Below are 21469 nucleotides of genomic sequence, written 5' to 3' on the forward strand. Positions count from 1 at the left end.
TTGCTGTCAAATTTAACAGTAGACACGAATAACCAGAGGTGAGTCATGGAACATAACATCATGGGCATCGACCCTAGCGATTCGCAGAACCACGCGATTTTTAATGCCACCACTCAAAAACGCAACACAGTTGACCCGCGAACAGGTTTGTTTGAAGTTTATGTGCCGTTACCGGCGGTGACCGGTAATGCGGGTGCCGGGCCGGTAGTGGATATGAGCCTTTTCTACACCCCGGTAGTCAACAACGCCGCGGGTCTGGGAGACGGTTGGTCCTTCGCATTTACCCACTACCATGAAGAAAACCAGCAGTTGACGTTGCACTCGGGCGAAGTGCTACGTGTGGAAAAGGACAAGGAACTGGAACAGCCAGCCGTCATTGCCACCTGGGACCAAGGAACACTGACGGTGCTACGGCGGGATGGCAGGGTGGAAGTGCTGAAACAGCTGGGCGATACTCAGATTTATATGCCAGAGACGCTGACGACCGATGGTTACAACTTTCTGACACTGGGCTGGACTTCGACGGCTCATGTGATAAACGATAGTACTCACCATCAAATTCAATTGACACAAATCAAGGATGCTACACGTGTCTTGCTCAAGGTGGAATACACCGACGAATCAGCTGAAATCAACTTCTGGCCCGACGATGCCTCTGAAAAACTGAGCTTCAAACTTGCTCTTGAGAATCATGCGCTCAAATCAGTGACTGCTGCGGATGGCACAACATGTACCTTCGGTTATCAGGATCATGCCACCTGCGGTTGGTTGTTGAACGAGTTCAACAGTTTTGAAGGTCTTAAAGAAACAGTCGCCTATGAAGACGACGGGCTGCGGTTTGAAAATAACCAAAAGTTATCGGCGCTTCCCTGTGTCGGCACCCATACGCTTTCACCGCGCTTAAGCACAGCTGATGTCAAAACGTATTACTCTTATGATTGGGTTGATTCTACTAAATATACCACCACGGTTAGAATGGGTGCCTCGGAAAACGACAAAACTATACAAGGGTTAGTTGATAACTCAATTCGCAAGACTGTTTATGAGTATAATGAACGTCATGAAATGGTCAAAGAGACGAAGACGCAAGAGGAGGCTTCGGTAGTAGTGCACTATAGTGAAACGTTGCATGAGAAGACGGATATGTTAGATCGTTCGACGATAATCGAATATCAGAAAGATCAGAAGATCCGAAAAAAGACAGTTTTGAGTAAGTTGGCTTCTCATGGAGCAATCTATGCTAATGCGCAGTGCGAAGGATATACAGAGTGGCATCACACTAGCGGGGAGGGATCGAATGCACAAAAAGTCTTGACGGTTTTGAGGATGGCAAGCGCTGGGGCATTGGATAATGGGTACTCTATAGAAGAAGGTAAGGAATATTATAATGAAATTATCAACTCTGACTTTGGGGGGAGTGTCGTGATGGTAGTGATTTTTATTTAAGGTATCTTGGTGCTGAAGTTGTTCGGAAAAATACTGATGCAGTGCCTAGGTTATCGCAAGTTGATGGTTCTGGATATGGTGGAGAAGAATGGTTTGTCAGTCAGTATGAAACGATTAATGATTGTGTGTCTTTTAAGTATCATCTTTACCAACGCATCGACGGCCTGAGCGAATTGAAGGTTTGCCGTACAATGCAAGCGGTTAATGCTGCCCAAGACTTGAAGAAGGCAGCATTTGTTGTTCGGCAGGAGGAGTACTTCAAAGATAATGACTTTCGCAAAGGGCGTCAGAAGAAAGTTAGCCTGGATTCCGCGGAAAGTAAGGGTGAGTTATTGGGGGGCGGCGAGCCTGCACGCATCTTCGACTACACCCTTAAGGGAACCGAACTCACGACCACAATCACAAAAACCGACGCACAAGGTAATGAGCGTGCCACATCAGAGACTCACAGCATTCTGAGTGGCCGTCTGATTAGTCAGGTAGATGAAGACGGCAATCGTGCCGACTATGGCTACGACGCCTACGGTCGATTGTCCACCCACACCACCTGTGCACAAAGCGCGACCTACAAACAGGTGACCACCTATTCCTATCCATCCCCCGGGCGGTTGGAAGTAACAGAACCCAATGGCTTGAAGCGTGCCAGTGAATATGATGGTCAGGGCAATCTGGTCGAGGAGTATTTGCAAACACCTGAAACACCTGAATGGCGTCTGGTTCTGGAGGTCAGCTATGACAAGCTGGGCCGCGAGTTGCGCACAACTCGCCATGATTACTTGGCCGACGGCACCCAAGTCAGCGAGTGGCACGAACTGAAGTACGACACCTGGAATGAGGAATGCGGTCGTCTGTACAGCGATGGCCTGGAAACATTCAACATTTACGACCCTGTGGCCATGACCCGGACGGAATGGACCGGAGGCGCGGCTGACAAACATGCCAAGGTCACGAGTTACAACGACGATGAAACCGTTGCCAAGGTCGAGTGGAAAAATGCGGCCGGTACGGTTTACCAAACCCAGACTGCCACCTATACCCCTGCCGGGCAGGTCTCGCAGCTGCAGACCACCACAGAGTTCGGGATTATCACTATCACGTATACCTACGATGGTTTCGGACGCTTGTTGAGTGAGCAACACTCGGAGAAAGGTAAGGCGCAAGGTGCCACGGCACTCACTTATACCTACCGCTACCAGTACCCCCTGCACTGGCTGATCAGTGAGGCCAAGCAGATCGACATTGAGTTTGATGGGGTAACAAGGACATTGGGTAAACGCGTCTTCGACAGTTGGGGGCGGGTGAGTTCGTTTTCCCGAGGCAGTTCTACCGAAACTTTCACGTACGATGGCGCAAGTAATGTCCCTAGCTCGAAAAAAACCGCCGAGGACACAACGCTGAACTTTGAATACATCAAGGAACTAGGCAATCGCTTGAGTAAAGTGAGCGCAGCGGCTGGTACCGAGAAGAGTTTTACCTACGCCTATGGTGCGCAACTCACCTCAACGGCAGGCGAGGGTGAGCGGTTGTTGAAATATGATCACGATCTCAACACTCGATTAAGCAAGCAGCGAGCGCAAACGCAGGCAACTAAAGAGGCTCAAGCATCGCTCGCTAAAGAAGCCCAATGCACCTATTCCTTCGGCGGGCGCTTGCTCAGTGAAGTGGATGTACAGGGTAATGAGATCAAGTACGACTATAACAATCTTGGGCAACGGCAGAAGACAGAAAGCAGCGACCTGAATACCACGCATGCCTACAATTCTTTTGGACGTTTGAAGGAGGAAATCATTACGCAGGGCCAGACGAGTCTCACAGTGAGCTACGACTACGATCCTCAACAGCGCGAAATCTGCCGCAGCTTCAAGCTTGGCGACAAGGTTGACCTGACGTTGCATCGTTTCTACAACTTCAATAACAGCTTAAACACGATCCAGCTGAAAAAAGGTAGCGAAGTTCTGGGCTCGCGTGTTCTGGACTACACGGAGGGTGGGCGGCTCGCCTCTTGCACAACCACCGGTGTATGGCGGCCGAAAAACCCGCAGAACAAAGACATTGACAGTCAGACGTTCACCTATGATGCGCTGGGGAATATCAGTACGTGTGTCACCCAGTTCGGGACAGAAAGCTGCACCAGCACCTACACCTACGATGCCAAAAGTGGCTGTCGCCTTGAAACAGTAGCGCATAGCCATTCGGACTATCCCACTGCCTGGACCCTGGTCTATGACGGTGCGGGGCGGGTGACCCGAGACCAGAAAGGCAAAACCTATAGCTATGACTGGTTGGGACGGATGACGCAGGCGGGGTCGAGGCATTATACCTACGATCCCATGGACCGCATGATGACCTGCGGCCAGGGTACGGAACAACGTCAGATCATCTATTCCGGGCTTCAGGTGCGCGGCGAGTATCACCCCAGTGAAGCAGGCACCGGCCGACATCTGTCCCCCGGTAGTGCTGCGTGTACCGTGCAGCTGGTCAGGCGTTCGGGGGTAGACAGGACCTTGTTAGAACTGCGCGATGCCGAGGGTACGGTACTGGTCAGCCACGACGTGCAGGCAGAAACCCTGAAGCATCATGCCTATAGCGCCTATGGCGAACACTCTTCGGATGAAAAAGACTCGTTACTGGGTTTCAACGGCGAGTACCGTGACGCTGACAACGATCAGTACCCATTGGGTCAGGGGTATCGCTGGTATGACCCGGACAGCCGGCGCTTTGGTATTCAGGATAGCCTCAGCCCTTTCGATTTGGGCGGCCATCACGCCTATGGGTACTGCAACGGAGACCCCGCTAATGTGCAGGACCCCAGCGGCCATGTCGGTTCTGGTGCGGTGAACAGCGGCTTACGTCGCTATTGGGGTGATAGCACGCCGGGACCACTTGGCCTGGGCAAGGACTCGGCATTGATCAGTACGATAATTTGGTCGGGCATTGGTGTGATGACTGCCTTAATGACCGGGGGGGCCTCATTGTTGCTGACAGCTGCCTTGGTCGGACTGGCTATTGCTGCGGCTGCCACCGCCATAACTGCCGTGGTCATTGCCGATACAAATCCCCAGCTGGCATCGATTTTGGGCTGGGTGTCACTAGCGTTGACGGTCTTTGGTGGCGTGGCGACATTGCTCAAGAAAGTCGGGCAATTTGCTCTTTACCTGGCCCGCTCCGGCATGGCCGTGGCCAGGAACCTCATCCATAAAGCTACGTCTAGCATGGTACCTACCCTGAGGCAGTTAAGATTGTTCAATGGTTACGCAAAATTGTATGCGCAGCCTGCTCAGCTCATTAAAAGCGGTATAAATGGACTGGATAAAACCGTCAGAAATCTGGTTGACGATGCGCTCCATCCGATCAAAAACTTCCCCTTCGATGGCAAGTCCTTGATAAGGGAGGGAGGAGCCGCTCAGCTCTTTAACGTCGGTGATTTGAATACGGTCATTTGCTTCGTCACTGGCGTGCTCGCGAATGCCGGGGTGTTTGAGTCTGACCGGGACAATTTCATCAATGGAAACATCAATAACGCCACATGGCTGGCTTGGGGGGAATTCAATATAGGGCGCCGTTGATTTAGACACTTAAGTCGTCGGCGTATGGTTCGTCGACAACCTGGGGGCGCTCGTCTTGGGCGAGTGCTCCCACAGTGCCGAATTTGCGTAGGGCGTGACTACAGACGTCTTGTCCCGTCTAAGCGAGGATTATATTTAGCCGGGCGTTATGAAGTTCCAATCTTCGAATTCTCAGATCAGAAGCAAAAAATGCCAGTCAACTTAGCTGACTGGCATTTTCCTTTACGCCATTACCCTTTTACAAACTGGCAATCCGCGCATGCTGCTCAGCCAACTTGCCCAAAGCCTGTTCAGCTTCAGCCAGTTTGGCGCGTTCTTTCTCGATGACTTCAGCCGGGGCCTTGTCCACGAAACCGGCGTTCGACAGCTTGCCACCGACGCGCTGAACTTCACCTTGCAGACGCTGGATTTCCTTGTCCAGACGCGCCAGTTCCGCACCTTTGTCTATGAGGCCGGCCATTGGCACCAGCACTTCCATCTCGCCAACCAGTGCCGTGGCGGACAGTGGTGCTTCTTCGCCGGCAGCTAACACCGTGATCGATTCGAGGCGAGCCAGCTTCTTCAGCAAGGCTTCGTTCTCGGTGAGACGACGCTGATCTTCAGTGCTGACGTTCTTCAGGTAAATCGGCAGGGGTTTGCCAGGGCCAATGTTCATTTCGCCACGGATGTTACGCGTGCCGAGCATCAGTTCCTTGAGCCATTCGATGTCGTCTTCGGCGGCCGGATCGATGCGCTCTTCATTGGCCACTGGCCAAGGTTGCAGCATGATCGTCTTGCCTTCGATACCGGCCAGCGGCGCGATGCGCTGCCAGATTTCTTCGGTGATGAACGGCATGAACGGGTGCGCCAGACGCAGCGCAACTTCCAGCACGCGAACCAGCGTACGGCGGGTGCCGCGCTGACGTTCGACCGGCGCGTTTTCGTCCCACAGCACAGGCTTGGACAGTTCCAGGTACCAGTCGCAATACTGGTTCCAGATGAACTCGTACAAGGCTTGTGCCGCCAGGTCGAAACGGAACTGGTCGAGTTGACGGGTCACTTCGGCTTCGGTGCGTTGCAGTTGCGAGATGATCCAGCGATCCGCCAGGGACAGCTCGTAGGCTTCGCCGTTTTGGCCACAGTCTTCGCCCTTGTCCAGAACATAACGCGCGGCGTTCCAGATCTTGTTGCAGAAGTTGCGATAGCCTTCAACGCGGCCCATGTCGAACTTGATGTCACGGCCGGTGGACGCCAGCGAGCAGAAGGTGAAGCGCAGGGCGTCGGTGCCATAGCTGGCGATACCGTCGGCGAACTCGTCGCGGGTCTGCTTCTCGATCTTCTTCGCCAGTTTCGGCTGCATCAGGCCGGACGTGCGTTTCTGCACCAGTTCTTCCAGTTCGATGCCGTCGATGATGTCCAGCGGGTCCAGGACGTTGCCCTTGGACTTGGACATCTTCTGGCCTTGGCCGTCGCGTACCAGACCGTGCACATAAACGGTCTTGAACGGAACCTGCGGTGTGCCGTCTTCGTTCTTCACCAAATGCATGGTGAGCATGATCATCCGGGCGACCCAGAAGAAAATGATGTCGAAACCGGTTACCAGCACGTCAGTGGAGTGGAATTTCTTGAGGAATTCGGTCTGCTCAGGCCAGCCGAGCGTGGAGAAGGTCCACAGGCCCGAACTGAACCAGGTGTCGAGAACGTCGTTGTCCTGTTGCAGCGCAACGTCCGGACCGAGGTTGTTCTTGGCGCGCACTTCGGCTTCGTCGCGACCGACGTAGACTTTGCCCGACTCGTCGTACCAGGCCGGGATCCGGTGGCCCCACCACAACTGACGGCTGATGCACCAATCCTGGATGTCGCGCATCCACGAGAAGTACATGTTTTCGTATTGCTTGGGTACGAACTGGATGCGGCCGTCTTCTACGGCAGCAATCGCGGGTTCGGCCAATGGTTTGGTCGATACGTACCACTGGTCGGTCAGCCACGGTTCGATGATTGTGCCGGAGCGGTCGCCTTTCGGCACTTTCAGCGCGTGATCATTGACGCTGACCAGCAGGCCGGCGGCGTCGAACGCAGCAACAATCTGCTTGCGGGCTTCGAAACGGTCGAGGCCGGCGTATTCGGCCGGGATCTTGCCGTCGATGCTTTCGTTCAAGGTGCCGTCGAGGTTGAACACCTGGCAGGCCGGCAGTACGGCGGCGTTCTTGTCGAAGATGTTCAGCAGAGGCAGGTTGTGGCGTTTGCCGACTTCGTAGTCGTTGAAATCGTGGGCCGGGGTGATTTTCACGCAGCCGGTGCCGAATTCAGGGTCGCAGTAATCGTCGGCGATGATCGGGATGCGGCGGCCGACCAGCGGCAGCTCGACAAATTTGCCGATCAGGGCTTTGTAGCGTTCATCGTTCGGGTTAACCGCCACGGCGGCGTCGCCGAGCATGGTTTCCGGACGAGTGGTCGCGACGATCAGGTAGTCATTGCCTTCAGCGGTTTTTACGCCGTCGGCCAGCGGATACTTGAGGTTCCACAGGAAACCCTTCTCGTCGTGGTTTTCCACTTCAAGGTCGGAAATCGCTGTGTGCAGCTTGGTGTCCCAGTTGACCAGACGCTTGCCGCGGTAGATCAGGCCGTCTTCGTGCAGGCGCACGAAGGCTTCTTTTACGGATTCCGAGAGGCCGTCATCCATGGTGAAGCGCTCACGGCTCCAGTCTACGGACGAGCCGAGGCGACGGATCTGACGGCTGATGTTGCCGCCGGATTCATCCTTCCATTCCCAGATTTTCTCCAGGAATTTCTCGCGACCCAAGTCGTGGCGGCTCTGGCCTTTGGCTTCGAGTTGGCGTTCCACCAGCATTTGCGTGGCGATACCTGCGTGGTCGGTGCCCGGCTGCCACAGGGTGTTGCGACCCTGCATGCGGCGGAAACGGATCAGGGCGTCCATGATCGCGTTGTTAAAACCGTGACCCATGTGCAGGCTGCCAGTGACGTTCGGCGGCGGGATCATGATGGTGTAGGACTCGCCCGCGCCTTGCGGGGCGAAGTAATTCTCTGACTCCCAGGTGTTGTACCAGGAAGTTTCAATGGCGTGCGGCTGGTAGGTCTTATCCATGCGCGGCGGGACCCTATTGGCATTTATTCAGGAAAAGCCGGCAAGTATAGCGGGGCATGGGGCGCAGGGCGAGTGACGCAACGCCCCGCCGGCAATCCCTTCATCGGGCATTCTGTCTGTGCATGATTTTATTTTCTGGCGGGTCGTAGAGAAGAGTTTGGAGAACGGTGAGATGAGTTTGTTATAAAACGAAGTGCGCCTATTCTTTATTTTTATATTGAACTGTAATTTAGAATAGGGCCATAAAATTGCAGATTTGAAGTGGTGTCCAAAGTAAATGGCTGTTTTTAAAGGCGACTGAGCGGATGGCGCGTCTGATTATAAGTATTGCTGGATTTGATGTTTAAAGGTGGTTGGTTAATTGATTTTGTCAACTGTCATTTATAGCAGTTGATGTCGTATTTCTGGGTTGCTATGGTTGTTGAACTTTCGAGTCAGATGAGTCGGGAGTTAAAATAAACTATATTGGTGCAAAAAACATTTCGCATAAGTGGCCGTTTTTAGCATGAGCGAGTTCATGCTTGTGATGAATGTTATTGATGCCCGGTCTATAAAAGGTATTTAAGATGAGCAATTCAGGTGTTTTGTATGAAATAAATATTTATGACGATTATGCGGCAGAGCAAGGAGTGAAATTGCCAAGCACGAGTAAGGTTACGCCGGCTGCAAATAGGATTGTTGTAAAAAACCTCACGATCAAATTTTCGAAAGTCATTAATGTTGACGGTACAGAGACTCAAATTTCAGGGGGGAACAATCTGGAGTTTACCGCAGCCAATGGGGACGCTAAGTGGCGCCTTTCGTCTAACAATACGTATAACCCGGAAAGTGGTGTAGCAAGCGTTCCTCCTCCTAGTTGGTAGGATTAATGATCAAATTGTACGCATATAGAAGGCGTTTATTTAATGGGGAGACTTTGGTCTCCCCTTTTTTCGGTTGTTAATTGGAGTGTTTCAGGTTTTTTACAGTTGGCGCTTTGTATGGCTGGTTTTCGATGTCAGCCCGCCTCGGGCACTTAGAGTGCGCATAATACTATCGTCACTTCAAGCGCATTTTCCGATGATGTTGATACTTTTTAACTGGTCTCCTATATCGATGGGAAAGGCCTGGTGATCATCGGTTTTTGTCCACCTTTTTGAGTGATTTCTGCAGGTATCTATTATGCATGTACGGTCAGTATGACACTCGTCCAGCCCGATACCCGCTCGCCCGCCGCGTTGAACCCAATCCCCATATTTGTTGACTGTTAGCTTGCCGAAAAAATACTGCCGTGTGTTTTATATACATAAACAATGGCGTGCGCGGCGTCCTGGACCTTGAGCGAGGGGGGAGGGAAGTCACCGTGGTGGGAGCGCGATAGCGTAAGAGGTAGTCATTGTGAGTGTCCTATGATTAGGATTAGATGTGCCTTCATCGACCTGTATCAGCGAAAAGGCACTCTTGTTTTTTGTTCGATAGAGCATTTCACGAACAGTTGGTTAGCTTGAAACATTGAAGTCGACGATTTCCCAAAGGGAAACCTCTGTCCCGTTTTCAACCTGTGCCGTGGCTGCGGAGAAGTTGCCGGCTGCGAGCTGCTGGGTTACCTGAAGTTCCCAACTGCCATCAGGCCGGACATAGGCGGTGCCCAGTTCCGGCCCGCCACCGGAGCGAGCCACGCGCAACTTGGTGTTGGGGGCTGCCGTGCCTTTGATCCAGAACGGCACCGAGACGGTTGTCGGGCGTCGGTTGGCTGATGATGGGTTTGCTGCCGTAGGGCATGGCTGTACTGCCGTTGGATGCCTCTACGATGAAAGGGAAGTTTTCAGCATATTCCGAAGTGCCTTCGGGGTAGGCCGAAATGGAGTATGGGCCTTCTGGCAAATTGATGGAGCATCGCGCTAGCCAGGAGCCATTGTTATCTGCGGTCGTCCTGGCCAGAACAAGTCCGGTCCCGGTTTGGCAGGCGATAACGACCGCCCCCCGGTGCCGCTTTGCCTAAAAAAACAGGCTTGTCTTGGGGGGGGAGTTTAGTTATCGGTTGGAAGATTGTTGGGGCGCTCATTTCAATGTCTCCTGCAGTAAGTGTGAGGTGTTCACGCTTACGGTTTTTCAGGAGCGCGCCTACTGTCAGAAATAACAGTTCAGATAAGCGGTCAGGTATTCCATCGTCCTTGCGAGCTACGGGAAAGCTGTACGTGGCAAGCACGGCAGCGAACTGCCGTGGGTGATTTAGGGGTTATTCGTACTGACTTAATAACCGCTCCATCCGCGCATCCAGCCGGCGCTTGATCTCGGTTTCAATATGCGGGGCGAAGTCGTCGATCACGTCTTGCATGATCAGCATCGCGGCAGCGCGCAGTTCGCTGTCCAGATGCAGCAAGGCATCATTGCCCTTGCTGGGTTCCGACGAAGGTTGCGCGACAGGAGCCGGTGGCGGTGTCGGTTCGACCGGCTGCGGCGCATTGCCGACAGCCTCGAACAACATGGGAATCTGTTCCTGGTCACTGTCAATGACCGTGTCGGTCAGCAGCGGTGGTTGCAGGTTGTCATCGCCGAGCAGTTGGCGGATCGACTCGAGGTCGTCCAGTAAGTGCGCGGACTGTTGTTGCGGTTTCGGAGTGTCCATCGGAATGCTCAGAGTCGCTGTAAACGGTGGTCTTGCAGAGGATAGCCCTGTTCGCGGTAGAAACGGAAACTCTCCCGCGCAGCCGCACGAATCGTCGGATCTTCCACTACTACTTCCGCCACGCGGGCGAACTTGTTGGCGAATGCCGGCACTTTCAGGTCGAGATTGACCAGCAAATCCTGGTGCTGACCACAGTCATCACCCAGTCCCAGCACAATCAGACCGTCCGGCTCGCTTTCGACAGGACCATGAGGCACGAAGCTTTCGCCCTTGAAAGCCCACAAACGGGCATCGAGTTCCTCGCGCTGGGCGGCATCGCTGCAATGCAGGTAAATGCGGTGGCCCATGCGCCAGGCTTTTTCGGTGAGCTTGCAGGCGAAATCCAGCCGTGCCGACGGATCGGCGCTGGGCAGGATATAGAAGTCGACTTTGGTCATTGCGGTTCCTGAGCCAAGGGCGGCGCTACTGGAAAGCAACGCCGACCCAGGTCATCGGTTTCAGGCTTTGGCGCGGTCCAGCAGGTATTGGGTCAGCAATGGCACAGGACGGCCAGTGGCGCCCTTGTCCTTGCCACCGCTGGTCCATGCGGTGCCGGCGATGTCCAGGTGCGCCCAATTCAGGTTTTTGGTGAAGCGCGACAGGAAGCAGGCAGCGGTGATGGTGCCGGCTTTCGGGCCGCCAATGTTGGCGATGTCGGCGAACGGGCTGTCCAGTTGCTCCTGGTATTCGTCGAACAACGGCAATTGCCAGGCGCGGTCGTCAGCCGTCTGGCCGGCGCTCAGCAATTGGCCGATCAATTCGTCGTTGTTACCCAGCAGGCCCGAAGTGTGGGAGCCCAAGGCCACGACGCAAGCGCCGGTCAGGGTCGCGATATCAATCACGGCTTGCGGCTTGAAACGCTCGGAGTAGGTCAGGGCATCGCACAGCACCAGACGACCTTCGGCGTCGGTGTTGAGGATCTCCACAGTCTGGCCGCTCATGGTGGTGACGATGTCGCCCGGGCGCGAAGCGTTGCCGCTCGGCATGTTCTCGGCGCAGGCCAGGATGCACACCAGATTGATCGGCAGGCTGAGCTCAAGCACGGCACGCAGGGTGCCAAACACGCTGGCGGCGCCACCCATGTCGTACTTCATTTCATCCATGCCGGCGCCCGGCTTCAGGCTGATGCCGCCAGTGTCGAAGGTGATGCCTTTGCCGACCAAGGCGTAGGGTTTCTCGGATTTTTTGCCGCCGTTGTATTGCATGACGATCAGGCGCGGCGGCTGGGCGCTGCCCTGGCCTACGGCGTAGAACGAGCCCATGCCCAGGTCCTTGATCTTCTTCTCGTCAAGGACTTCGACTTTCAGGCTTTTGAATTCTTTACCAAGGTTCTTGGCTTGCTCGCCGAGGAACGTGGGGTGGCAGATGTTCGGCGGCAGGTTGCCCAGGTTGCGGGTGAAAGCCATGCCGTTGGCAATTGCGGTGGCGTGGGTCACGGCACGCTGGACTTCAGCCTGTGCAGCCTTGATGGTCAGCAGGGTGATTTTTTTCAGGGCGCGAGGTTCGGCTTTCTGGCTCTTGAACTGGTCGAAGGTGTATTCGCCGTCCACCAGGGTTTCTGCCAGCAGGCGGGTTTTGCCGTAGCTGTCTCGGCCTTTGACCACGACTTCATCCAGCGCCAGTACCGCATCACTGCCGCCCAGGCCTTTGAGGGTGTTGAGTACGCCGGCAATGATTTTGCGGAACGGGCGGTCGCCGAGCTCTTCGTCCTTGCCCACGCCTACCAGCAGAACGCGTTCAGCCTTGAGGTTTGGCAGGCTATGCAGCAACAGGCTCTGGCCAACCTTGCCGGCGATATCGCCGCGCTTGAGCACTGCACTCAGGGTGCCGCCACTCAGTTCGTCCAATTGTCTGGCCACAGCGCCAAGCTTGCGGCCTTCGCCGACGGCGACGACCAGAGTGGCGGTCTTCAACGTTTCTGGGCTAACGCTTTTTACAACCAGTTCCATGTCCGGGTCCCTGAATAATGGTCAACGTGCGTGGGCAAAACGGCGACGCACAGACGCTTGCTTATATAGATGGAAAAACGCAGGTCACGGCCCGCGATAAAGGCCGCAGTTTGAACCTCGCTCCGTGCGCCTGACAACCCTCGGTTGTACGATCTTCCGCGCATTGACCGCCAGCTTGAGCATGCGCAGTGACAGGCGCACCCAATCACAGGATAATGCGCGATCTTTTTCGGCAGCTCTGCCCTGTGGGCTGTCTGATACGTTTGCTTGTTTGGCCGCCTTAGCCTGACAACCCTGGAGTCTCTGGTTTGATCGTCTTCCGATATCTGTCCCGCGAAGTCCTGTTGACCTTGAGCGCAGTCAGCGCCGTGCTGCTGGTCATCATCATGAGCGGTCGCTTCATCAAATACCTTGCCCAAGCGGCCGCAGGCCTGCTGGATCCGGGCTCGCTGTTTCTGATCATGGGCTTCCGTCTGCCGGGTTTCCTGCAACTGATCCTGCCACTGGGCCTGTTTCTCGGGATCCTGCTGGCCTATGGTCGCCTGTACCTCGAAAGCGAAATGACCGTGCTGTCGGCCACCGGTATGAGTCAGCAGCGTTTGTTTGTCATTACCCTGTTTCCGGCCACGCTCGTCGCGCTGGTAGTGGCTTGGCTGAGCCTGAGCCTGGCACCACAAGGTGCCAATCAGTTTCAGTTGCTGCTGAACAAACAGGATGCACTCACCGAATTCGATACCCTGGAGCCTGGGCGCTTCCAGGCGTTGCGTGACGGGACTCGGGTGACCTATACCGAGCAACTGACCGATGACCGCGTCAATCTGGCGGGTGTGTTCATTTCGCAGAAAAACACCAACTCCGACCAGAAGGATCGCGGGATTTCCGTACTGGTGGCCGAGAAGGGCCGTCAGGAAATTCGTCCGGACGGCAACCGCTACCTGATTCTCGACAACGGCTATCGCTATGACGGTAATCCAGGGCAGGCCGACTATCGGGCGATCAAATACGACGAGTACGGGGTATTGCTGCCAAAGCCGGAGGTCAGTGAAGAAGTGACTGATCGTGATGCAATGAGCACCCGTTCGTTGATAGACAACGAAGACCCTCGTTCGCACGGCGAGCTGCAATGGCGTTTGTCCCTGCCGTTGCTGGTGTTCATCGTGACCCTGATGGCGGTGCCGCTGTCACGCGTCAACCCGCGCCAGGGGCGTTTCCTCAAGCTGCTGCCGGCGATTCTTCTTTATATGGCTTACCTGACCATCCTGATCGCCGCTCGCGGCGCCCTCGATAAGGGCAAGATTCCGCCTGCCCTGGGGTTATGGTGGGTTCATGGGATGTTCCTGGTTATCGGTCTCGGGTTGCTTTACTGGGAGCCGTTGCGCTTGAAGATGGCGAGTCGCCGCAGTGCACTGGAGGTGGCTCGTGGTTAAGCTCGATCGCTACATCGGTAGCAGCGTATTTATGGCGATCCTGGCGGTATTGGGGATTATTCTCGGCCTGGCGACGCTTTTTTCCTTCATCGATGAGATGAGCGACGTCGGCGAGTCCTATACCCTGTTGGACGCGTCCAGTTACGTCTTGCTGACGGCTCCGCGCCGTCTTTACGACATGTTGCCCATGGCGGCACTCATCGGATGCCTGATTGGCCTAGGCAGTCTGGCCAGCAACAGTGAGCTGACCATCATGCGCGCCGCTGGCGTGTCGATCGGTCGAATCGTCTGGGCGGTCATGAAGCCAATGCTGGTCCTGATGTTGGTGGGTGTGCTGATCGGCGAATACGTCGCGCCAGCCACCGAGGTCACTGCTCAGGCCAATCGCTCGCTGGCTCAGGGCGGCGGCGATGCGCAAAGCGCCAAACACGGCCTGTGGCACCGCCAGGGTGACGAGTTCATTCACGTCAACTCGGTGCAACCCAATGGCCTTCTTTACGGTGTGACCCGCTATCGCTTCGATAAAGAGCGACACATGCTGTCGTCAAGCTTTGCCAAGCGTGCCGAGTTCGACAAGGATCACTGGCAACTCAGCGACGTCACGACCACGGTGTTCCATGACAAGAGCACCGAAGTGGTCGCTGTCCCCGTCGAACGCTGGGATATTGCTCTGAGCCCGCAGTTGCTGGACACCGTGGTAATGGCGCCTGAGTCGCTCTCGATCAGTGGTCTGTGGAATTACATCCACTATCTGGCTGACCAGGGCCTGAGCAATGGCCGCTACTGGCTGGCGTTTTGGGTCAAGGTGTTGCAGCCGCTGGTGACTGCCGCGCTGGTACTGATGGCGATTTCCTTCATTTTTGGTCCTTTGCGCTCCGTGACCCTCGGTCAGCGTGTGTTCACAGGCGTTCTGGTGGGTTTTACCTTCCGTATCGTCCAGGATTTGCTGGGGCCTTCGAGCCTGGTGTTCGGTTTCTCGCCGCTGTTTGCGGTGCTCATTCCGGCCGGTGTCTGTGCTCTGGCCGGTTTCTGGTTGTTGCGCCGGGCCGGCTGATCAAGGGTTCTACAGCCCTTGGCGGACGCTTAAAACGCCCCTGTCGCAAGACCGGGGCGTTTTTGTACCTGCCGTCTGACCTGCAAACGTGACGCTTGCGCCGTGGATCAGGTACAATTCCCGGCTATTTTTCGGCGGGCTATGCCTGCAGCCTTTTTGAGTGTTGATCCGTGAGTGATTTGAGTCATATCCGCAATTTCTCCATCATCGCCCACATTGACCATGGCAAGTCGACGCTGGCTGATCGATTCATCCAGATGTGCGGCGGCCTTGCCGAGCGCGAAATGGAAGCCCAGGTGCTGGACTCCATGGACCTGGAGCGTGAACGCGGGATCACCATCAAGGCCCACAGCGTCACCCTTTATTACACCGCTCGGGATGGCATCAAGTACCAGCTGAACTTCATTGACACCCCGGGCCACGTTGACTTCACCTACGAAGTCAGCCGGTCGCTGGCGGCCTGTGAAGGTGCGTTGCTGGTGGTCGATGCCGGTCAGGGCGTTGAAGCGCAGTCGGTTGCCAACTGCTACACGGCGATCGAGCAGGGTCTGGAAGTCATGCCGGTCCTGAACAAGATCGACCTGCCACAGGCCGATCCGGACCGTGTTAAAGAAGAAATCGAAAAAATCATCGGCATCGATGCCACCGACGCGGTCGAGTGCTCTGCCAAGACCGGCCTGGGCGTCGACGAAGTGCTCGAGCGCCTGGTCGCCACCATTCCTGCGCCCACCGGCAACTACGAAGATCCGCTGCAAGCGTTGATCATCGACTCCTGGTTTGACAACTACCTTGGCGTTGTTTCCCTGGTACGCGTGCGTCACGGTCGTGTGAAGAAAGGCGACAAGATCCTGGTCAAATCCACCGGCAAGATCCACCTGGTGGACAGCGTCGGTGTATTCAATCCGAAACACACCCCAACCGCTGACCTGAAGGCCGGTGAAGTGGGCTTCATCATTGCCAGCATCAAGGACATCCATGGTGCGCCAGTGGGCGACACCCTGACGTTGAGCACGACGCCAGACGTCGACGTGCTGCCGGGTTTCAAACGCATTCAGCCGCAGGTCTACGCCGGTCTGTTTCCGGTCAGCTCCGACGACTTCGAAGATTTCCGTGAAGCCCTGCAAAAGCTCACGCTGAACGATTCGTCCCTGCAGTACACCCCGGAAAGTTCCGACGCCCTGGGCTTCGGTTTCCGTTGCGGGTTCCTCGGCATGCTGCACATGGAAATCATCCAGGAGCGCCTGGAGCGCGAGTACAACCTGGACCTGATCACCACGGCGCCGACGGTAATCTTCGAGCTGCTGCTCAAGACCGGCGAGACGATCTACGTCGATAACCCGTCGAAGCTTCCGGACCTGTCCTCGATCGAAGACATGCGTGAGCCGATCGTGCGGGCCAATATTCTTGTGCCGCAAGAACACCTGGGCAACGTCATCACCCTGTGCATCGAAAAACGTGGTGTACAGGTCGACATGCTGTTCCTTGGCTCTCAGGTACAAGTGACCTACGACCTGCCGATGAACGAAGTGGTGCTGGACTTCTTTGACCGTCTGAAGTCCACCAGTCGCGGCTATGCTTCGCTGGACTACCATTTCGATCGTTATCAATCGGCTAGCCTGGTGAAACTGGACGTGCTGATCAACGGTGACAAAGTCGACGCCCTGGCGCTGATCGTGCACCGTGACAACTCGCACTATAAAGGTCGCCAGTTGACCGAGAAGATGAAGGAGCTGATTCCTCGACAGATGTTCGACGTGGCAATCCAGGCCGCCATTGGCGGGCAGATTGTGGCGCGGACAACCGTCAAGGCCCTCAGAAAGAACGTATTGGCCAAATGCTACGGCGGCGACGTCAGCCGTAAGAAAAAGCTGCTGGAAAAGCAAAAGGCCGGTAAAAAACGCATGAAGCAAGTCGGTAACGTGGAAATTCCACAAGAAGCCTTCCTTGCAGTGCTCAGGTTGGATAGTTAGGTCCTATGTCACTAAATTTCCCGCTGTTGCTGGTCATCGCCGTGTTCGTCTGCGGTCTGTTGGCGTTGCTCGATCTGGTTTTCCTGGCACCGCGTCGGCGTGCTGCCATTGCCTCCTATCAGGGCAGCGTCAGCCAGCCTGATGTGGTGGTGGTCGAGAAACTGAACAAAGAGCCGCTGCTGGTCGAATACGGCAAGTCGTTCTTTCCGGTGTTGTTCATCGTGCTGGTCCTGCGTTCGTTCCTGGTGGAACCGTTCCAGATTCCTTCCGGTTCGATGAAACCGACCCTGGATGTTGGCGACTTCATTTTGGTGAACAAGTTTTCTTACGGGATCCGCCTGCCGGTGATCGACAAGAAAGTCATCGAAGTGGGTGATCCACAACGCGGCGATGTGATGGTGTTCCGCTACCCGAGCGATCCGAACGTCAACTACATCAAGCGAGTCGTTGGCCTGCCGGGTGACAAGATTCGTTATACCGCTGACAAGCGTCTGTTCGTCAACGGCGAGTCGATTGCCGAACAAATGGTCGGCTCCGAACCGGGCACGCTGGGGAGTGCTGAGCTCTACAAGGAAAAACTCGGCGCTGCCGAGCACCTGATCCGCAAGGAAATGAGCCGCTATCGTGCTGCGCCGGATCATTCGTGGACCGTGCCAGCCGGGCACTACTTCATGATGGGCGACAACCGCGACAACTCAAACGACAGTCGCTTTTGGGATGATCCAAGCATTCCCAAGGATCTGCTGGGCATGGTTCCCGACAAGAATATCGTCGGCAAGGCCTTCGCAGTCTGGATGAGCTGGCCGGAACCTAAACTCAGTCACCTGCCGAATTTTTCGCGGGTTGGCCTGATCAAGTAATCACACACGGCGCTGTTGAACACAGCGCCGAATGCTTTTCTGGAGTCGACACAATCGGCGCCGTCAGCATGAAGCCAATGATATTCAGGACGTTATTTTTGAACACAGCGTTAATTGTCCCAGGCCTGCGCCGACTCTCGGCGATGGCGGTGGAATCCAACCACGAACTCAGCGTGGGTAAACCGTGAGCGTCTCCTTAAGTCGTCTCGAGCGTCAGCTCGGCTACACCTTCAAGGATCAGGAACTGATGGTCCTGGCCCTGACTCACCGCAGCTTTGCCGGGCGTAACAATGAACGCCTGGAATTCCTCGGTGATGCCATCCTTAACTTCGTCGCTGGCGAGGCGCTGTTCGATCGCTTCCCGCTGGCGCGTGAAGGCCAGTTGTCACGTTTGCGTGCGCGCCTGGTGAAAGGCGAGACCCTGGCCGTACTGGCCCGTGGTTTCGATCTGGGCGATTACCTGCGCCTGGGCTCCGGTGAATTGAAAAGCGGCGGTTTTCGTCGCGAGTCGATTTTGGCTGATGCCCTGGAAGCGCTGATTGGTGCGATCTATCTCGACGCCGGCATGGACATGGCGCGCGAGCGCGTGCTGGCCTGGCTGGCCGGTGAGTTCGAAGGCCTGACATTGGTCGACACCAACAAAGATCCAAAAACCCGCCTGCAGGAATTCCTGCAGTCTCGTGGTTGTGAGCTGCCACGTTACGAAGTGGTGGATATCCAGGGTGAGCCACATTGCCGGACGTTCTTCGTCGAATGTGAAATCACCTTACTGAATGAAAAAAGCCGAGGTCAGGGTGTGAGTCGTCGTATTGCCGAACAGGTAGCGGCCGCCGCAGCACTGATTGCCCTGGGTGTGGAGAATGGCAATGACTGATTCAACTGCAACTCGCTGTGGCTATGTTGCCATCGTCGGCCGTCCCAACGTGGGCAAGTCCACGCTGCTGAACCACATCCTGGGTCAGAAACTGGCGATCACCTCGCGTAAACCGCAAACCACCCGCCACAACATGCTGGGTATCAAGACCGAAGGCGCCGTGCAGGCGATCTACGTCGACACCCCAGGCATGCACAAGGGTGGCGAAAAAGCGCTGAACCGCTACATGAACAAGACCGCATCGGCGGCGTTGAAAGACGTCGACGTAGTGATCTTCGTCGTTGACCGCACCAAGTGGACCGACGAAGACCAGATGGTCCTCGAGCGCGTCCAGTACGTGACCGGTCCGTTGATCGTGGCGCTGAACAAGACTGACCGTATCGAAGACAAAGCTGAACTGATGCCGCACCTGACCTGGTTGCAGGAACAGCTGCCGAACGCGCAGATCATGCCGATCTCGGCCCAGCACGGGCACAACCTCGAAGCACTGGAGCGTGTGATTGCCGGTTACCTGCCGGAAAACGATCACTTTTTCCCGGAAGACCAGATCACCGACCGCAGCAGCCGCTTCCTCGCCGCTGAACTGGTGCGCGAGAAAATCATGCGCCAGATGGGCGCCGAGCTGCCGTACCAGATCACCGTGGAAATCGAAGAGTTCAAGCAGCAGGGCAAAACCCTGCACATCCATGCCTTGATCCTCGTTGAGCGTGACGGCCAGAAGAAAATCATCATTGGCGACAAGGGTGAGCGCATCAAGCGCATCGGCACCGAGGCGCGCAAGGACATGGAGCTGCTGTTCGACTCCAAGATCATGCTCAACCTCTGGGTCAAAGTGAAAGGCGGCTGGTCCGATGACGAGCGCGCGTTGCGTTCGCTGGGTTATGGCGACCTGTAACGCCTGATCCTGGATGCATAATTCCCGTGTGGGAGCGAGCCTGCTCGCGATAGCGGTCTGACATTCAACATTGATGCTGAATGTGATGCCCCCATCGCGAGCAGGCTCGCTCCCACAGTGGTTTGTGGTGGTCAGTAAAACTGTGTTTGCTCATTGAGAAGTGCGACTTCCATGTCCTCAACCCCTCCCATCGCCCAACCCGCCTACGTCCTCCACTCCCGCGCTTACCGCGAAAACAGCGCATTGGTGGATTTCCTCACGCCGCAAGGTCGGCTGCGGGCGGTGTTGCGCAGTGCGCGGGGCAAGGCCGGGACGTTGGCGCGGCCGTTCGTGCCGCTGGAAGTCGAGTTTCGGGGGCGCGGTGAGTTAAAGAACGTCGGGCGGATGGAAGCCGCCGGTGTTTCAACCTGGCTCAGTGGTGAGGCGCTGTTCAGCGGCCTCTACCTGAATGAGCTGTTGATTCGCCTGCTGCCCGCCGAAGACCCTCATCCCGCGGTATTCGATCACTACGCCGACACGTTGCTCGCCCTGGCCGAAGGCCGTCCGCTGGAGCCGTTGCTGCGCTCTTTCGAATGGCGCCTGCTCGACGACCTCGGTTACGGCTTTGCGCTGACCTCGGACATCCACGGCGAGCCCATCGCCCCGGACGGTCTCTACCGCTTACAGGTGGATGCTGGCCTGGAGCAGGTCTACCTGCTGCAACCCGGGCTGTTCAATGGCACCGAACTGTTGGCCATGGCGGATGCCGACTGGACTGCGCCCGGGGCGCTGTCCGCCGCCAAGCGTCTGATGCGTCAGGCATTGGCCGTGCATCTGGGCGGCCGTCCTTTAGTCAGCCGCGAGCTGTTTCGCAAGCCGTAGTCTCCCCGTATGCTGTGCGCCGAATCTTTCAATTCAGGAGCGCTTCCGTGACCACCAGCAATCGCATTCTTCTTGGCGTGAACATCGACCACGTTGCCACCCTGCGTCAGGCCCGGGGAACTCGCTACCCGGACCCGGTCAAGGCTGCACTGGACGCGGAAGAGGCGGGCGCTGACGGCATCACCGTGCATTTGCGCGAAGACCGTCGGCACATCCAGGAGCGCGACGTTTTGCTACTCAAGGACGTGCTGCAAACCCGCATGAACTTCGAAATGGGCGTCACCGAAGAAATGATGGTGTTCGCCGAACGCATCCGCCCGGCGCACATTTGCCTGGTCCCGGAAACCCGTCAGGAACTGACTACTGAAGGTGGCCTGGACGTGGCAGGGCAGGAGGCGCGGATCAAGGCCGCCGTGGATCGCTTGTCGAAGCTTGGCTGCGAAGTGTCGCTGTTCATCGACGCGGATGAGCGGCAGATTGAAGCGTCCCGCCGTGTTGGTGCGCCGGCCATCGAACTGCATACCGGTCGTTACGCCGATGCCGAGACGCCGACCGACGTGGCTGAGGAGCTCAAGCGTGTGGCCGATGGCGTCGCGTTTGGTTTGGCTCAAGGGCTGATCGTCAATGCCGGGCACGGTTTGCACTACCACAACGTTGAAGCGGTGGCGGCGATCAAAGGCATCAACGAACTGAACATCGGCCATGCGCTGGTGGCGCATGCGTTGTTTGTCGGCTTCAAGTCGGCGGTGTCGGAGATGAAAGCGCTGATCCTGGCCGCCGCAAAAGCCTAAAAGCCAAACGCAAAACAACTGTGGGAGCGAGCCTGCTCGCGATG

16 protein-coding genes are annotated in these 21469 nt (G+C 56.1%); 11 read left to right on the forward strand and 5 right to left on the reverse strand.

Annotated elements, in window-relative coordinates:
* The first annotated feature begins 45 nt into the window (after positions 1 to 45).
* Both J2Y56_RS05120 and J2Y56_RS05125 read left to right on the forward strand, forming a co-directional pair.
* Positions 46 to 1446, forward strand: a complete 1401-nt coding sequence (locus J2Y56_RS05120; RefSeq protein ID WP_310349021.1) for a hypothetical protein — start codon at positions 46 to 48, stop codon at positions 1444 to 1446.
* 191 nt (positions 1447 to 1637) lie between these two features.
* Positions 1638 to 5012 (forward strand): RHS repeat-associated core domain-containing protein, encoded by a 3375-nt coding sequence (locus J2Y56_RS05125; RefSeq protein WP_310349025.1) that lies wholly within the window; start codon positions 1638 to 1640, stop codon positions 5010 to 5012.
* Positions 5013 to 5250: 238 nt separating this feature from the next.
* On the opposite strand, the gene J2Y56_RS05130 is transcribed toward J2Y56_RS05125, so the two are convergent.
* Positions 5251 to 8097 (reverse strand): valine--tRNA ligase, encoded by a 2847-nt coding sequence (locus J2Y56_RS05130; protein ID WP_007944837.1) that lies wholly within the window; start codon positions 8095 to 8097, stop codon positions 5251 to 5253.
* Between the two features lie 566 nt (positions 8098 to 8663).
* On the opposite strand from J2Y56_RS05130, the gene J2Y56_RS05135 reads away from it, so the two are divergent.
* Complete coding sequence (locus J2Y56_RS05135) at positions 8664 to 8960, forward strand: hypothetical protein (RefSeq protein WP_310349029.1); 297 nt, start codon at positions 8664 to 8666, stop codon at positions 8958 to 8960.
* 615 nt (positions 8961 to 9575) lie between these two features.
* Here J2Y56_RS05135 and J2Y56_RS05140 read toward each other — a convergent pair.
* The 4 genes from J2Y56_RS05140 to J2Y56_RS05155 form a co-directional block, all read right to left on the reverse strand.
* Positions 9576 to 9803 (reverse strand): hypothetical protein, encoded by a 228-nt coding sequence (locus tag J2Y56_RS05140; protein WP_310349031.1) that lies wholly within the window; start codon positions 9801 to 9803, stop codon positions 9576 to 9578.
* 512 nt (positions 9804 to 10315) lie between these two features.
* Positions 10316 to 10705 (reverse strand): hypothetical protein, encoded by a 390-nt coding sequence (locus tag J2Y56_RS05145; protein ID WP_007944838.1) that lies wholly within the window; start codon positions 10703 to 10705, stop codon positions 10316 to 10318.
* An 8-nt stretch (positions 10706 to 10713) separates the two neighbouring features.
* Entirely contained in the window at positions 10714 to 11142 is a 429-nt protein-coding gene (locus J2Y56_RS05150) for a DNA polymerase III subunit chi (RefSeq protein WP_007944839.1), read from the reverse strand.
* Positions 11143 to 11202: 60 nt separating this feature from the next.
* Positions 11203 to 12693, reverse strand: coding sequence for a leucyl aminopeptidase (locus J2Y56_RS05155; protein WP_007944840.1), 1491 nt, complete (start codon positions 12691 to 12693; stop codon positions 11203 to 11205).
* Positions 12694 to 13001: 308 nt separating this feature from the next.
* Between J2Y56_RS05155 and lptF the strand changes: the two genes are divergently transcribed.
* From lptF to pdxJ, 8 genes are all read left to right on the forward strand, one after another.
* Entirely contained in the window at positions 13002 to 14120 is a 1119-nt protein-coding gene (lptF, locus tag J2Y56_RS05160; protein ID WP_310349035.1) for an LPS export ABC transporter permease LptF, read from the forward strand.
* Positions 14113 to 15174: an LPS export ABC transporter permease LptG gene (gene lptG / locus J2Y56_RS05165; protein WP_310349037.1), complete on the forward strand. Its 1062-nt coding sequence runs from the start codon at positions 14113 to 14115 to the stop codon at positions 15172 to 15174. The genes lptF and lptG overlap by 8 nt, the downstream gene beginning before the upstream one ends.
* A gap of 170 nt (positions 15175 to 15344) precedes the next feature.
* On the forward strand, positions 15345 to 17144 hold the full coding sequence (lepA, locus tag J2Y56_RS05170) for a translation elongation factor 4 (protein WP_007944844.1): 1800 nt from the start codon (positions 15345 to 15347) through the stop codon (positions 17142 to 17144).
* 5 nt (positions 17145 to 17149) lie between these two features.
* Entirely contained in the window at positions 17150 to 18004 is an 855-nt protein-coding gene (gene lepB, locus J2Y56_RS05175) for a signal peptidase I (RefSeq protein WP_007944845.1), read from the forward strand.
* A 184-nt stretch (positions 18005 to 18188) separates the two neighbouring features.
* Positions 18189 to 18878, forward strand: coding sequence for a ribonuclease III (rnc, locus tag J2Y56_RS05180; protein WP_027924885.1), 690 nt, complete (start codon positions 18189 to 18191; stop codon positions 18876 to 18878).
* Positions 18871 to 19773, forward strand: coding sequence for a GTPase Era (gene era / locus J2Y56_RS05185; protein WP_007944847.1), 903 nt, complete (start codon positions 18871 to 18873; stop codon positions 19771 to 19773). Before rnc ends, era begins: the two co-directional genes overlap by 8 nt.
* A gap of 171 nt (positions 19774 to 19944) precedes the next feature.
* A complete protein-coding gene (recO, locus tag J2Y56_RS05190; RefSeq protein ID WP_310349040.1) occupies positions 19945 to 20634 on the forward strand; it encodes a DNA repair protein RecO in 690 nt (229 codons plus the stop codon).
* 47 nt (positions 20635 to 20681) lie between these two features.
* Complete coding sequence (gene pdxJ, locus J2Y56_RS05195; RefSeq protein WP_007944849.1) at positions 20682 to 21425, forward strand: pyridoxine 5'-phosphate synthase; 744 nt, start codon at positions 20682 to 20684, stop codon at positions 21423 to 21425.
* Positions 21426 to 21469 lie beyond the last annotated feature (44 nt).

It is taken from the genome of Pseudomonas sp. BE134 (assembly GCF_031456105.1).
GTDB lineage: Bacteria > Pseudomonadota > Gammaproteobacteria > Pseudomonadales > Pseudomonadaceae > Aquipseudomonas.

Coding starts and splice junctions, on each gene's coding strand:
- era (WP_007944847.1), top strand. CDS start 18,871: ATGACTGATTCAACTGCAACTCGCTGTGGCTATGTTGCCATCGTCGGC.
- J2Y56_RS05120 (WP_310349021.1), top strand. CDS start 46: ATGGAACATAACATCATGGGCATCGACCCTAGCGATTCGCAGAACCAC.
- J2Y56_RS05135 (WP_310349029.1), top strand. CDS start 8,664: ATGAGCAATTCAGGTGTTTTGTATGAAATAAATATTTATGACGATTAT.
- J2Y56_RS05130 (WP_007944837.1), bottom strand. CDS start 8,097: ATGGATAAGACCTACCAGCCGCACGCCATTGAAACTTCCTGGTACAAC.
- lepB (WP_007944845.1), top strand. CDS start 17,150: ATGTCACTAAATTTCCCGCTGTTGCTGGTCATCGCCGTGTTCGTCTGC.
- J2Y56_RS05125 (WP_310349025.1), top strand. CDS start 1,638: ATGCAAGCGGTTAATGCTGCCCAAGACTTGAAGAAGGCAGCATTTGTT.
- J2Y56_RS05155 (WP_007944840.1), bottom strand. CDS start 12,693: ATGGAACTGGTTGTAAAAAGCGTTAGCCCAGAAACGTTGAAGACCGCC.
- recO (WP_310349040.1), top strand. CDS start 19,945: ATGTCCTCAACCCCTCCCATCGCCCAACCCGCCTACGTCCTCCACTCC.
- J2Y56_RS05145 (WP_007944838.1), bottom strand. CDS start 10,705: ATGGACACTCCGAAACCGCAACAACAGTCCGCGCACTTACTGGACGAC.
- J2Y56_RS05150 (WP_007944839.1), bottom strand. CDS start 11,142: ATGACCAAAGTCGACTTCTATATCCTGCCCAGCGCCGATCCGTCGGCA.